The following is a 13,787-nucleotide window of genomic DNA, read 5'->3' on the forward strand; positions in this document are numbered from 1 at the left end:
GGCAAAGCTACGTCAGAGCCGGGTGCGGACCTTCCACAGCTCCGGGAACAACTCCACCTCCAGCATCTTCTTCAGGTAGGACGCGCCCGATGTGCCGCCGGTGCCGCGCTTCATACCGATGATGCGCTCGACCGTGGTGACGTGGTTGAAGCGCCAACGGCGGAAATAATCCTCGAAATCGACCAGCTTCTCGGCGAGTTCGTAGAACATCCAGTAGCGCTGCGGGTCGCGGTAGATGATCTGCCAGGCGACAAGGACCTCTTCGTTCTCGGTCCGCGTTTCGCGCCAGTCCGTACGCCTTGCGTCGGCACCGATGTCGAAGCCGTTACGGGCGAGCAGCAGCAGCGCCTCGTCGTAGAGCGACGGTTGCGCCAGGATCGCCTCCAGTTTCTCGCTGAGGTCCGGCCGGTGCTTGTGCGGTCCGAGCATTGCGAGATTGCGGTTGCCGGCCATGAACTCGATGGCACGGTACTGCCACGACTGGAAGCCCGAGGACTGGCCAAGCGCGTCGCGGAACTCGGTGTATTCGCTGGGCGTCATCGTGCGCAGCACGTCCCAGGCATTGTTGAGCTGCTCGAAGATGCGGGCGACGCGCGAAAGCATCTTGAAGCTCGGTTCGAGACGGTCGGCGCGGATGGAGCGGATTGCGGCGCCGATTTCGTGCAGCGCGAGCTTCATCCAGAGTTCCGATGTCTGGTGCTGGATGATGAACAGCATCTCGTCATGGGCTGACGAAAGCGGCTCCTGCGCCTCGAGCACCTTTTCCAGATGCAGATAGTCGCTGTAGGACATGCGCTCCTTGAACGACATTTCCGCGCCCTCGGCGGACGGGTCGTAGGGCTTGCTCAATTGATCTTCTCCGCGCGCAGCCGGAAGCGCTGGATCTTGCCGGTCTGCGTCTTGGGCAAAGCGGCGATGAATTTTACCGAGCGCGGATATTTGTAGGGCGCGATCGTGGCCTTGACGTGATCCTGCAGACGCTTGACGGTCATTGCGTCTGGCGCCACGCCTTTCACGAGCACCACATGAGCCTCGACGATCTGGCCGCGCTCGGCATCCTCGGCGCCGACCACCGCGCATTCGGCGACATCGGCATGCGCCAGCAGCGCCGCTTCGACCTCTGGGCCGGCGATGTTGTAGCCGGCACTGACGATCATGTCGTCGGAGCGCGCTGCGAAGTGGAAAAAACCGTCCTCGTCCTGCCAGAACGTGTCGCCGGTGAGGTTCCACCCGTCGCGGACATAGTCGCTCTGCCTGGCATCGGCCATGTAGCGGCAGCCGGTCGGTCCCCGCACCGCGAGCCTGCCCGCGGTGCCGCGCGGCACTTCGCGCATTTCGTCGTCGACGACGCGCGCCTGATAGCCGCCAACGGCCTTGCCGGTGGAGGCAGGCTTCATGTCATCAAAGCGGTTGGAGATGAAAATATGCAGCATTTCCGTGGCGCCGATGCCGTCAAGGATCGGCTTTCCGGTTTTCTCAGTCCATTCCTCGAAGACCGGCGCGGGCAAGGTCTCGCCGGCCGAAACGGCGACGCGCAGCGACGATAAATCGGCCCCTTCGTCCATGGCCTTGAGCATTGCGCGATAGGCGGTGGGCGCGGTGAAGGAGATCGTCGCTTTGTAGGTTTCGATGATGTGGACCATGTTGGGCGGCGTTGCCTGTTCCAGCAGCGTCGCCGCGGCGCCGAAACGCAGCGGGAAGATGGCGAGCCCGCCAAGGCCAAAGGTGAAGGCCAGGGGCGGCGAGCCGACGAAGATGTCGTCAGGCGTCACCTGCAGGATCTCGCGGGCGTAGGCGTCGGCGATGATCAGGAGGTCGCGGTGAAAATGCATCGTCGCCTTCGGCACGCCTGTCGTGCCTGAGGTGAAGCCGAGCAGGGCGACGTCGTCACGCCCGGTCTGCACCGCGGTAAACGTCACGGGCTTGTCGAGGGCGGCGCGATCGAGTTCGGCGTCGTGGTTGGCGGTGCCGTCGAAGCCGATGACCTGCTTGAGGAACGCGCTGTCCTTGGCGCAGGCGGTCATCTCGTCCATCAGCCTGGTGTCGCACAGCGCTGTGGTGATTTCGGCCTTGTCGACGATCTTGGCGAGTTCGCCGGCGCGCAGCATCGGCATCGTGTTGACCACGACGGCGCCGACCTTGGCGGCGGCCAGCCAGCAGGCCACCATTGCGGGGTTGTTGGCCGAGCGGATCAGCACCCGGTTGCCTGGCTTGACGCCGTAATTCTCGACCAGCGCATGCGCCAGCCTGTTCGTCCAGTCGGATAATTCCTTGTAGGTGCGGCGGCGGCCGTTGCCGATCAGCGCGGTGTGGTCGCCCAACCCTTTCTCGACCAGCCTGTCGGTCAGTTCGACGCCGGCATTGAGCCGTTCGGGATAGTCGAAGCCGTCGAGCAGGAAGTCCGGCCATTGATCCGGCGGCGGCAGGTTATCGCGCGTGAACGTGTCGATATGCGCTGATGGCCCAAGCATTTTCGGCTGCCCCTGTCTGCCTCACGCCCATCGCTGAACAAGGCACAGGATCGCACCAGTCGAAATTTGTTTCAAGCCTAAAATGTTTTGCCCCCGGAGCATTGACGTTGCCGCTGTCGATCGCCATTGCTATCGGCTGAAACGATGCCGTCCGGGGGAGGGTGCCGATGCTCGAACATCGCATTGCCGATTGGGACAATGCCTACGCCAACGGCGCCAACATCGCCGGCAGCGATCGCTGGCCAGCTGCATGGGTCGAACCGGCGCAGGCATTTCGCGATGCGCTTGCGGCAAAGGGCAGGGCTCAGCTCGACATCGCCTATGGCGACAGGCCGCGCAACCGGCTCGATCTCTTCCTTCCCGCCGGGGCACCCAAGGGGCTCGTCGTGTTCATCCATGGCGGCTACTGGCTGGAGTCCGACAAGGATAGCTGGTCGCATCTCGCCAAGGGCTCGGTTGACAGCGGCTTTGCCGTGGCGATGCCGTCCTATACGCTCTGCCCCGCCATACGCATCGCCGGCATCTCCCACGAGATCGGCGCGGCGATCGGCAAGGCGGCGGCGATGGTCGGGGGACCGCTTATGCTGACCGGGCATTCGGCCGGCGGCCATCTCGCCAGCCGCATGGCGGCGACATCAACGCCCCTGGCGGCCGGCGTGGCAAGGCGCGTACGCCACGTCGTTTCGATTTCGGGCCTGCATGACCTGCGTCCGCTTATGCGCACCGGCATGAACGCGGCGCTGAAAATCGATGAAGCCGAGGCGCTGACGGAAAGCCCGGCGCTGCTGCGGCCCATGGATGGCGCTCGCGTCACGTGCTGGGCCGGAGGCGGCGAGCGGTCCGAGTTCTTGCGCCAGAACGCCTTGCTGGCCAATATCTGGACAGGGCTTGGTGCCGTCACGAGCGCGGTGGTCGAGCCGGACCGACATCATTACGACATTGTCGAAGGCCTGGCTGATCCGGTCCATCCGCTGACACGAACTTTGCTTGCGGAGTAGAAAAACGGCGAAACTTCACCTCAGCATTATAACGCTGCAGGCATTTCCTACAGCCGCGGCGGACGCAGACGGTTCGCGCACGATCAGTCCGTTGGCGTCGGCCAGTATCCTCAGCATCGAGGAATCCTGGATGCTGAAAGGGGTTGCCACCAGCATGCCGGCCTCTTGCCTGACCACCGCCCGCACATAGTCCTGGCGCAGATCATTGGCCTGCATGGCGGCGCCCAGCCTTGCCTGACGAATATCTTGCCGGAAATCGCGGCCGCCGAGGCGTGCCAGGAGCGGTTTCAGGAACAGTTGCGAGCAGACGAGGCTCGCCACCGGATTGCCGGGCAGGCCGATGCACCTGATGTCGCCGAGGCGGCCGAACATCAGCGGCTTGCCGGGACGCATGGCGATCTTCCAGAAACCGAGCGTCATGCCTTCGCCGGTCAGCACGTCATGGATCAGATCGTGGTCGCCGACCGAGGCGCCGCCAAGCGTGACGACGACATCAGCGCCGGCCGCGACCGCTTTCCTGACCAGCGCCGCGATGGCTTCCTCGCGATCAGCGGCAATGCCGAGATCAAGCGCATGCGCGCCGACCGATTGCGCGGCGGCGGCGACGCCATAGGCGTTTGACGAAATGATCTGGTCGGGGCCGAGTTCGCTGCCGGGCGGCAGCAGCTCGTCGCCGGTGGCGATGATGGCAACCAGCGGCCGCTTTACGACGCCCACCCGGGGATGGTTGGCCGAGGCGACAAGCGACAGTGCTGCCGGATCGAGCACGCGGCCTTTTTCCAGCAGGATGTCGCCCTCGGAGAAATCGAGCCCGAAGCGGCGGATGTTGCGCCCCTCGGCCGTCGGTTCGACCACCTCGATGCTGCCGCCGCCGAGGTCACGAACGTTTTCCTGGATGACGATGGTGTCTGCGCCTTGCGGCAGCGGAGCACCGGTGAAGATGCGCACGGCCTGCGCCTTGCCGACGGCGCCGTCAAAGCCGCGCCCGGCCGCCGCCACGCCCATCACCGAAAGCCGGGACGGCACGGACGCGACATCGACAGCGCGGACCGCGTATCCGTCCATGGCAGAGGCGTTGAAGGGCGGTTGGGTGCGCAACGCCACCACCGGTTCCGCGAGAACGCGATCCACGGCCTCGAGGAGCGAAACGCTTTCGCTCGCAAGCGGCGCAGCACCCTCCAGCAGGCGTTCGAGCGCTGCTGCGACCGGAAGCAGCGCCATCAGGCGACCGCCCCATCTTCGCCAGCGGCTTTGTAGTCGCCCGACTTGCCGCCGGTCTTTTCGACCAACCGGATGCCGGTGATGACCATGGCACGGTCGACCGCCTTGGCCATGTCGTAAATGGTCAGGCAGGCAACCGAAGCCGCGGTGAGCGCTTCCATCTCGACGCCGGTCTTGCCGGTGACGCGCGCCAGCGCAACGATCTTCAGTCCGGGCAGGGCAGGATCGGGCTCAATGTCGACGGAGACCTTGGTCAAGAGCAGCGGATGGCAGAGCGGGATCAGCTCATGCGTCTTCTTCGCTGCCATGATGCCGGCTATGCGCGCGGTGCCCAGCACATCGCCTTTCTTGGCATTGCCGGCCAGGATCATCTTCAGCGTCTCGGGCCGCATCGAGACGAAACCCTCGGCGACAGCGGTGCGCGTCGTTTCGTCCTTGCCGCCGACATCGACCATGTTGGCCTGGCCCTGCGGGCCGAGATGGGTGAGGGCGGCCGTCATCGTCAGACGGCCTCGGCCGCTGCCTTGCCGGTGAGCAGCGCGCGCGTTGCCGCGGTCACATCCTGCTGGCGCATCAAACTTTCGCCGACCAGGAAGGTGCCGATGTCGCTCTTCTGCAATCTGAGGCAGTCGTCATGAGAGAAGATGCCGCTTTCGCTGACCAGCAAGTAACCGCCCGGAATCATCGCCCGCAGTCGTTCCGAGGTTTCGAGACGGGTCTCGAATGTCCGCAGATTACGGTTGTTGATGCCGATTAATTGCGACGACAGCTTCAGTGCGCGCTCCGTCTCGGCCTCGTCGTGGACCTCGATCAGCGCATCCATGCCGAGTTCGAATGCCGTCGCTTCAAGCTCGCTCGCCAAATCATCATCTACGCTGGCCATGATGATCAGGATGGCGTCCGCCCCCCAGGCGCGAGCTTCATGGACCTGATAAGGATCGAACAGAAAATCCTTGCGCAGCGCGGGCAGGGTGACGGCGGCTCTTGCCTTGGTGAGAAATTCCGGCGCGCCCTGGAAAGACGGTGCGTCGGTCAGCACCGAAAGACAGGCGGCGCCGCCCTTTGCATAGGCCCGCGCGAGCGCTGGCGGATCGAAGTCGGCGCGGATCAAGCCCTTGGACGGGCTTGCCTTCTTGATCTCGGCAATCAGAGCGAAGCCGCCGGATCTGCGCTTCGCCTCAAGCGCCGTGAGAAAGCCGCGCGGCGCGTCAGTGTCTTTCGCCCGCGCCTTGATCTCGGCCAGCGGCACGCGCGCCTTGGCCGTCGCGATCTCGTCGCGCTTGTAGGCCTCGATCTTGCGCAGGATGTCCGACATCTGTCTAACCGTTCGAAATCTCGACCAGCCGGTCGAGCACCTGCAGCGCCCGGCCGCTGTCGATGGCTTGCACTGCCGTCGCCATGCCGTCGGCGAGCGTCGTCGCCTTGCCCGCCACCACCAAGCCGCCGCCGGCGTTCATCAGCACGGTGTCGCGAAAAGCGCCCACGGCGCCACCCAGCATAGCGCGCAACGCCTCGGCGTTGTAGGCAGCGTCGCCGCCGCGCAGTTCTTCCTTGGTGTGACGGGTCAGGCCAACCGCTTCGGGCGTCAAGGTGAAGGTGCGGATCTCGCCGCCGATCAGTTCGGCGACATGCGTTTCACCCGTGGTGGTGATCTCGTCGTAGCCATCACCATGAACGACCCAGGCATGCTCGGTGCCCAGCGCCTTCAGCGTCTGGGCCACCGGTATGATCCATTCCGGCATGAATACGCCGACCATCTGCCGGCGCACGTCGGCCGGGTTGGAGAGCGGACCGAGCAAGTTGAAGATGGTCCTGGTGCCGAGCTCCACGCGGGTCGGGCCGACATGCTTCATCGCCGGGTGATGTGCCGGCGCGAACATGAAGCCGACACCAGCCTCGTGGATGCAGCGGCCGATGGCCTGCGGCGTGAGGTCGATCTTGACGCCGAGCGCGGTCAGGACGTCGGCCGCACCGGTCAGCGAAGACAACCCGCGATTGCCATGCTTGGCGACCGGAACCCCGCTGGCGGCGATGACGAAAGCGGATGCCGTCGAGATGTTGACGGAGTGCGAATTGTCGCCGCCGGTGCCAACGATGTCGATGGCGCCGACAGGTGCGTCGACGCGAAGCATCTTGGCGCGCATGGTGGCGACGGCGCCCGAAATCTCGTCCACCGTCTCGCCGCGCACACGCAACGCCATCAGGAAGCCGCCGATCTGGCCGGGCGTAGCATCGCCCGACATGATGATGTCGAAGGCCTCGCGCGCCTCGTCGAAGGACAGGGCGGTGCCGGTCGCGACCTTGGCGATATGGGTTTTCAGCGCGCTCATCTTGTCGAGGCTTGGGCAACGGCAGCCTGGTCGACGCGGACGCCGTACTGCGTCTGCAACTGCGCCACCAACTGGTCGAGCAGATCGTCCGACATGCCGGCGGTGAAGGACTTGCGCGCGTCCTCGGGCACCGAACTGGCATCGGCCCCGGCGGGTTCGAACACCTCGGCGACCTTGAACAGGATTTGCGCGTCGCTGGTGGGAGAGGGGATCAGGCCGGTGCCGCCTTCGCCGACGCCGAACATCACCGCTGCACCTTCCTTGCCGAAATCGGCGTCGTCGGCTTCGCGCTTCAGGCCACGCTTGGTCTGCTTTTCCAGCTTGAGCTCGCCGGCAATGACGTCGAGCGTTGCGCCGGCCTTGAGCCGCTTTTCCAGCTCCTGCGCCTTGGCGGTCAGCCGCTTGGCCGTCTCGGCCGCGGTCCAGTCGGCAACGACCTTCTGGCGAACTTCGTCCAGCGTGCGGTCGCGGGCCGGCGTGATCGAAGCCACTTCATAGAAAATGAAGCCGTTATCGGCCGTGGTCAGCGCCTCGTTTTCAGTATTCGGTTCGGCATCGAAGGCAGCCTTGATCAGGGCCGGCGATTCCGGCAGATCCTTGACGATGGAGCCATCGGGCCGCAGGCCACTGCGATCGATCGCGTCGACAGTGACGACCTTCAGCTTCAGCTTGGCGGCGGCGTCGGCCAGCGAACTGCCGGCGGCGCGACTGTCCTCGTAATTATCATGCACGTCCAGAAGGATGCGGTTTGCCTCGCCCAGCGCCAGGTCCTTGCGGATCTGGTCCGACACTTCGGCCAGCGGCTTCACGACTTCGGGCTTGATCTCGGTGACGCGCAGCAGCACGGGACCAAAGGCACCCTGCACGACAGGGCTGACCTCATTGACGTTGAGCGCAAAAGCAGCGTCGGCGACCGCCTTGTCGGCGATCTTGTCCTTGGCGAGCGTTCCGAGCAGCGTGTCGGCCGGGGTCTTGCCTTCCGCAGTGACGAGCTTGTCGAAGGTTGCGCCGGACTTCAACGAATCGAGCGCGGCCTTGGCCTCGTCCGGCGTCTTGAACACAAGCTGCTCTATGGTGCGCATCTCGGGAGTGGTGTAGCGCGCCTTGTTCTTGTTGTAGTCGTCGCTGACCTGGGCGTCGGTCACCGAGCTTGTATCCATGATGTCCTGCGGCTCGAGCCTGACATAGGAAAACTTGCGGTATTCGGGCGCGGCATAGGTCTTCTTGTTGACCTCGAAATAGGCCTGCAGCGCGCTGTCGCTCGGCGCCTCGATGGGTTCGACCAGCGCCTTCGGCAAGGCCAGATAGTCGACCGTACGATCCTCGCCACGGTACAGGGCCACCGCCTTGAAGAAGGTGTCAGGCGCCTTGAGGCCGTCCGAAACCGCCTCGACGATCTGCTGGCGCACCGCGACCTGGGCACGATTCTTCAAATAATCCTCCGGGCGCATGCCGACCTCACGCAGCCTGTATTCGAAGGCTCTCCGGTCGAACTGTCCGCCGGGGCCCTTGAACGCCGGATCCTCGCGGGTGAGTTCCGCCAGCCGGTCCTTGGACAGGCCAAGGCCGAGCTTGCGAGCCTGTTCGTCGAGGACCGCGCCCGAAACAAGCTGCGCCAACACCTGGTTGTCGACGCCGAGCGCCTTTGCCTGTTCGTGGGTGAGGCGCTGACCGAACTGCTGCGACATGACGGCGAGCTGGCGGTCATAGGCGAGGCGGTATTCGTTGATCGACACCTTGGTGCCGCCGGCCGTGATGACGGAGTCGTGGCCGGCAAGGCCACCCATCAGCCGTCCCGATACGCCCCAGACCGCAAAACTGACCACCAGCAGCGAAAGCAGTAACTTCGCGACCCAGGTGCCCGCCGCGCTTCTCAATATACCAAGCATCGTTACTTCCGATTTATGCGCATTTTCGGATGCGCCGAGTCTGAAACAAGCGCAATAGCGCCCTTCCGGTCCACTGTCGATTGCTTTGTGGCTTGATTTTGGTAGTGAGAACGCCAGCCGAATGTCACCCGGAGAAGCAAACGATGACGCCAGGAATTCGCCCGCTCGTCGCAGGCAACTGGAAAATGAACGGTACCAGCGCCTCGCTCAACGAACTCAGGATGATCGGCAACGGTTTCATGAGCGGGCTCGACGCAGACACCGAGGCGCTGGTCTGCGTTCCCGCGACCTTGCTCGCCCATGCCGCCGAGATTCTGTCGCGTACGCCGGTTCATGCCGGCGGTGAGGATTGCCACGCCAAGGAGAGCGGCGCCTACACCGGGTGCATCTCCGCGGAGATGCTGAAGGATGCGGGCGCGACCCACGTCATCGTCGGCCATTCCGAATGCCGCGAACAGCGCGGCGAGGATGATGCCACAGTTCAGGCAAAGGCCTCCGCAGCCTGGCGCGCCGGGCTTGTGGCCATTGTCTGCATCGGCGAGACGCGGCAGGAGCGCGAAGCGGGCGCGACGCTGGACGTGTTGTCACGCCAGGTTGCCGGTTCGGTGCCGGCAAGCGCTACCGCGTCCAACACGATCATTGCCTATGAGCCGGTGTGGGCGATCGGCACCGGCCTGACGCCGACCGTCGCCGATGTAGCCGAGGCGCATGCGCATATTCGCGAAAAACTGTCGGAGAAACTCGGCACCGCCGCGGGCAAGATGCGCATTCTCTATGGCGGTTCGGTCAAGCCGTCCAATGCAGTGGAACTGCTTGGGGTCAGGAATGTCGACGGCGCGCTGGTTGGCGGGGCCAGCCTGAAAGCGGCCGACTTCCTGGGCATCGCGGACGCCTATCGCAGCATCTCCTGATGACTTCGCGCGGCGCCGAAGCGGGCGCGGCGCACGGGAAATCGTTGTAAAGGACGCCTTGCTTCCCATATTCCGGCCACGGGCTTGGAAATGCCGTGAAAGCATTGTATTGAGCCGCCTCCAATTCCCCGGTCGTGTCCGCGGCCGGGCAGGGCATTGCCAGGATAAACTATGCAAACCGTACTGATCGTCATCCATCTCATGGTCGTTCTGGCCCTTGTCGGCGTTGTGCTGCTGCAGCGCTCCGAAGGCGGCGGCCTTGGCATTGGTGGCGGATCTGGCTTCATGACGGCGCGCGGCGCCGCCAATGCGCTGACTCGGGCGACGGCGATTCTGGCGGCCGCTTTCTTCGTGACGTCGCTGACCTTGTCGATCATTGCCCGCTACGGCGAGAAGCCGATCGACATTCTCGACCGCGTTCCCGCAACATCGGACGGCGCCGGCAAGGGCGTACTCAACCAATTGCCTGGCACGACCACCCCGACGCCGCCTTCAGGCAACGCGGCGCCGACGCCGCCTTCCGGCAACGGAGCCGCGACAACGCCCCCGGCCAACGCTCCGGCCGCGCCGCCCGCCGCCGGCTCGACGTCGCCGGCGACCAACGGCGCCAGCACCGCGCCCGCGGCCCCGCAGGTGCCGAACCAGTAATCCGGGTTCGTTCAAGGGCTATCTGACAGGGAGCGCCGGCGTGCGAACGCCGGCATTCTGCGTCGTTACAACCGAACTGCGCTCGGTTCCGGCTCTCGCTGCCGGGCCCTCGGCCCGCTCTGATCTCTTACACTCAGCCGATCTGTTGTCGTTTGACCACAGTCGCGGCAAATGCGGCGGCATCACGAAGATTCGACGGGAAGTGCAGCGGCCTCGCGCTTGAGGCGCCCGCGCTTATTCGACTATAGATTGCGCGCGGCATTTTCGGTGTCCTTGGGGGACGCCGGGCGACGCCGTGGGCAACAAATATTGAACGATCGGATCTTCGCCATGCAGCTTCGCAGCTTCATCTTCCTGGGACTTTGCGCCGCACTCGGCATGAGCTCCCCGGCTTTCGCCGGCGTGCCAGCCAATTTGGCCGCCAATCAGTCGGTCGGCAAGACCGACGCCATCAACGTCGCAGCCAAGAGCGATGCGGCGCAGTTGAGGCTTCTCAAGAAGAAGAAAAATCCGACACCGGACGATCTCGCCCAGATCAAAAAGATCGAGGCCAAGATCGTTGCCGACAAGGAAGCCGCCAAGGCCAAGGCGCTGGAAGCCAGGAAGATGGCGATGCGCGAAGCGGCGAAAGCGAAGGCCGAGGCGGAACGGCAGGCGTTCCTGGCCAAGAGAGGCAAGACTGCCCCGGCGACCGAAGTGGCCGCGGCCAAGCCGGCCAAGAATGTCACGAAGATCATCGAGCCGTTGACGCCGATCGAGCCGATTCCTTCGGCCGAACCGGAATCGGCCGAGGTGATGAACGTTGCGCTGACCGGCAATAATGGCGAATTGCGCAGCGAGCTGCCTGGCCAGAAGCAGCGCACCGGCGGCGGCCTGTTCGCCGGACTGTTTGGCGGCCAGATGGCATCGTCCTCGATCAACTATCTGCCTGAGACCCGTGCGCTGGATTCGGCGCTCGCCAGGAAAAACGCCAAGAAGCCGTTCAAGGTAAAGCCGGAGTTCGTGCCACAGGACGTGGAATTCACCGGTTACGAGGCCGGCACGATCGTCATCGATACCAGTGCCCGCCGGCTCTATCTGGTGGAATCATCGTCCACCGCCCGCCGCTACGCCATCGCGGTCGGCCGCGAAGGATTGCAGTTCAAGGGCACCGTGGCGGTCGGCGACAAGCAGGAGTGGCCACGCTGGATCCCGACGCTGGACATGCAGAAGCGCGAGCCCAAGCATTATGCCCAGTACAAGGACGGCATGCCCGGCGGCGGCCAGAATCCGCTCGGCGCCCGCGCCATCTACCTCTATGACGGCAAGAAGGACACGCATTTGCGCATCCACGGCACCATCGCGCCGCAGTCGATCGGAACCAGCGCTTCCAATGGCTGTTTCCGCATGATGAACGAGCACGTCATGGACCTCTACAGCCGCGTCAAGGTCGGCACCAAGGTCGTCATCATCTGACGTTTGCAGCAGCTTGCCAAAAGGGCCGGTTCAGCCGGCCCTTTTGTTTTGCCTCGCTCTTGGTCGCGTTCCAGTGGAACGGGCCAGCCCGTTCGACATGGGCCTATCCGAAAACCGGATCCCATTTTCGGATCACGGTTCGAGCGCCTTCTTGGGAAAAAGCCTTAGCGGCGGTTTTTTCTCTGGCGGAATCAATCCGGCCGCGTTAAGCGATGACTCCCATGGCGCGATATGTATTCATCACAGGCGGCGTGGTTTCCTCACTTGGAAAAGGCATTGCCGCAGCGGCCCTAGGGGCTCTCTTGCAGGCGCGGGGCTATCGCGCACGCATCAAAAAACTCGATCCCTACCTCAATGTCGATCCGGGCACGATGTCGCCGTATCAGCATGGCGAGGTGTTCGTCACCGATGACGGCGCCGAGACCGATCTCGATCTTGGCCATTACGAGCGGTTCACTGGCCGTTCCGCCAACCAGCAGGACAACATCACCACCGGCCGCATCTACAAGAACATCATCGAGCGCGAGCGGCGCGGCGACTACCTCGGCGCCACCGTGCAGGTCATCCCGCACGTCACCGACGAGATCAAGAATTTCGTCCTCGACGGCAATGACGACTATGATTTCGTGCTGTGCGAAATCGGCGGCACCGTGGGCGACATCGAGGCGATGCCTTTCCTGGAGGCGATCCGCCAGCTCGGCAACGACCTGCCGCGCAACAACGCCGTCTATGTGCATCTGACGCTGATGCCCTATATCCCGACCGCGGGCGAATTGAAGACCAAGCCGACCCAGCATTCGGTCAAGGAGCTGCGCGGTATCGGCATCGCGCCCGACATCCTGCTCGTCCGCGCCGACCGGGCCATTCCCAAGGAAGAGCGTAGAAAACTGTCGCTGTTCTGCAATGTCAGGGAGAGCGCGGTCATCCAGGCGCTCGACGTGCCGCACATCTACGACGTGCCGATGGCTTACCACAAGGAAGGGCTCGATTCGGAAGTGCTGGCCGCGTTCGGCATCGACCCCGCGCCGAAGCCGCGCATGGAGCCGTGGCAGGCCGTGTCCAACCGCATCCACAATCCGGAAGGCGAGGTGACCATCGCCATCGTCGGCAAATATACCGGCCTCAAGGACGCCTACAAATCGCTGATCGAGGCGCTGTCGCATGGCGGTCTGGCCAACCACGTCAAGGTCAAGCTCGACTGGATCGAATCGGAAATCTTTGAGAAGGAGGATCCGACGCCCTGGCTGGAAAAGGTGCATGGCATCCTTGTGCCCGGCGGTTTCGGCGAGCGCGGCTCGGAAGGCAAGATCCTGGCGGCGAAGTTCGCGCGTGAGCGCAAGGTGCCGTATTTCGGCATCTGCTTCGGCATGCAGATGGCCTGTATCGAGGCGGCGCGGTCCCTGGCCGGAGTCGATGAGGCCTCCTCGACCGAGTTCGGCCCGACCCAGGAGCCGGTCGTCGGCCTGATGACGGAGTGGCTGAAGGGCAACATGCTGGAGAAGCGCCGGGCAACCGGCGATCTCGGCGGCACGATGCGGCTCGGCGCCTATCAGGCCGAGCTCGCCAAGGGTTCCAAGATCGCCGACATCTATGGTGACACGCAGATCTCCGAGCGTCACCGCCACCGCTACGAGGTCAATATCGACTATAAGCAGCGGCTGGAGGATTGCGGCCTGGTGTTTGCCGGCATGTCGCCCGACGGCGTGCTGCCCGAAACGGTCGAATACCCCGACCATCCCTGGTTCATCGGCGTGCAATACCACCCCGAGCTGAAGAGCCGGCCGCTCGACCCGCATCCGCTGTTCGCCAGCTTCATCGAGGCGGCGGTCGAACAATCGCGCCTGGTATAGGCGCGCCAGGCGGG

Annotated in this window: 12 protein-coding genes; 5 read left to right on the forward strand and 7 right to left on the reverse strand. The window is 64.2% G+C overall.

Annotated elements, in window-relative coordinates; translation table 11 throughout:
- Positions 1-12 precede the first annotated feature (12 nt).
- Both kynA and FJ867_RS22990 read right to left on the reverse strand, forming a co-directional pair.
- Positions 13-849, reverse strand: a complete 837-nt coding sequence (gene kynA, locus FJ867_RS22985) for a tryptophan 2,3-dioxygenase (RefSeq protein ID WP_140498668.1) — start codon at positions 847-849, stop codon at positions 13-15.
- Positions 846-2,471: an AMP-binding protein gene (locus FJ867_RS22990; RefSeq protein ID WP_140818706.1), complete on the reverse strand. Its 1,626-nt coding sequence runs from the start codon at positions 2,469-2,471 to the stop codon at positions 846-848. The genes kynA and FJ867_RS22990 overlap by 4 nt, the downstream gene beginning before the upstream one ends.
- Positions 2,472-2,638: 167 nt before the next feature.
- On the opposite strand from FJ867_RS22990, the gene FJ867_RS22995 reads away from it, so the two are divergent.
- Positions 2,639-3,469 (forward strand): alpha/beta hydrolase, encoded by an 831-nt coding sequence (locus FJ867_RS22995; protein ID WP_140498664.1) that lies wholly within the window; start codon positions 2,639-2,641, stop codon positions 3,467-3,469.
- A gap of 15 nt (positions 3,470-3,484) precedes the next feature.
- Here the strand turns inward: FJ867_RS22995 and glp are convergent, their stop codons facing one another.
- Genes glp through FJ867_RS23020 form a run of 5 tightly spaced genes read right to left on the reverse strand, consistent with a single transcriptional unit; the run spans position 3,485 to position 8,909 of the window.
- Positions 3,485-4,690: a gephyrin-like molybdotransferase Glp gene (gene glp / locus FJ867_RS23000; RefSeq protein ID WP_140498662.1), complete on the reverse strand. Its 1,206-nt coding sequence runs from the start codon at positions 4,688-4,690 to the stop codon at positions 3,485-3,487.
- Entirely contained in the window at positions 4,690-5,190 is a 501-nt protein-coding gene (moaC, locus tag FJ867_RS23005) for a cyclic pyranopterin monophosphate synthase MoaC (protein WP_140498660.1), read from the reverse strand. Before moaC ends, glp begins: the two co-directional genes overlap by 1 nt.
- Before the next feature lie 2 nt (positions 5,191-5,192).
- Complete coding sequence (trpC, locus tag FJ867_RS23010; RefSeq protein WP_140515366.1) at positions 5,193-6,005, reverse strand: indole-3-glycerol phosphate synthase TrpC; 813 nt, start codon at positions 6,003-6,005, stop codon at positions 5,193-5,195.
- A gap of 4 nt (positions 6,006-6,009) precedes the next feature.
- Positions 6,010-7,020, reverse strand: coding sequence for an anthranilate phosphoribosyltransferase (gene trpD, locus FJ867_RS23015; protein WP_140515367.1), 1,011 nt, complete (start codon positions 7,018-7,020; stop codon positions 6,010-6,012).
- Positions 7,017-8,909: a SurA N-terminal domain-containing protein gene (locus FJ867_RS23020; protein WP_140557172.1), complete on the reverse strand. Its 1,893-nt coding sequence runs from the start codon at positions 8,907-8,909 to the stop codon at positions 7,017-7,019. Before FJ867_RS23020 ends, trpD begins: the two co-directional genes overlap by 4 nt.
- Positions 8,910-9,052: 143 nt before the next feature.
- On the opposite strand from FJ867_RS23020, the gene tpiA reads away from it, so the two are divergent.
- The 4 genes from tpiA to FJ867_RS23040 all read left to right on the forward strand — a co-directional run bounded on the left by tpiA (position 9,053) and on the right by FJ867_RS23040 (position 13,773).
- The gene (gene tpiA, locus FJ867_RS23025; RefSeq protein WP_140557173.1) at positions 9,053-9,820 is read left to right on the forward strand and encodes a triose-phosphate isomerase; all 768 of its coding nucleotides are present in this window, start codon (positions 9,053-9,055) and stop codon (positions 9,818-9,820) included.
- 171 nt (positions 9,821-9,991) lie between these two features.
- A complete protein-coding gene (gene secG, locus FJ867_RS23030; protein ID WP_140525224.1) occupies positions 9,992-10,468 on the forward strand; it encodes a preprotein translocase subunit SecG in 477 nt (158 codons plus the stop codon).
- 330 nt (positions 10,469-10,798) lie between these two features.
- Positions 10,799-11,923: a L,D-transpeptidase gene (locus FJ867_RS23035; protein WP_140560957.1), complete on the forward strand. Its 1,125-nt coding sequence runs from the start codon at positions 10,799-10,801 to the stop codon at positions 11,921-11,923.
- A 212-nt stretch (positions 11,924-12,135) separates the two neighbouring features.
- On the forward strand, positions 12,136-13,773 hold the full coding sequence (locus FJ867_RS23040; protein ID WP_140525222.1) for a CTP synthase: 1,638 nt from the start codon (positions 12,136-12,138) through the stop codon (positions 13,771-13,773).
- The last annotated feature ends 14 nt before the right edge of the window (positions 13,774-13,787 follow it).

Origin of the sequence: Mesorhizobium sp. B2-5-3, from assembly GCF_006441005.1 — a bacterium.
In the GTDB taxonomy this organism is placed as follows: Bacteria; Pseudomonadota; Alphaproteobacteria; order Rhizobiales; family Rhizobiaceae; genus Mesorhizobium.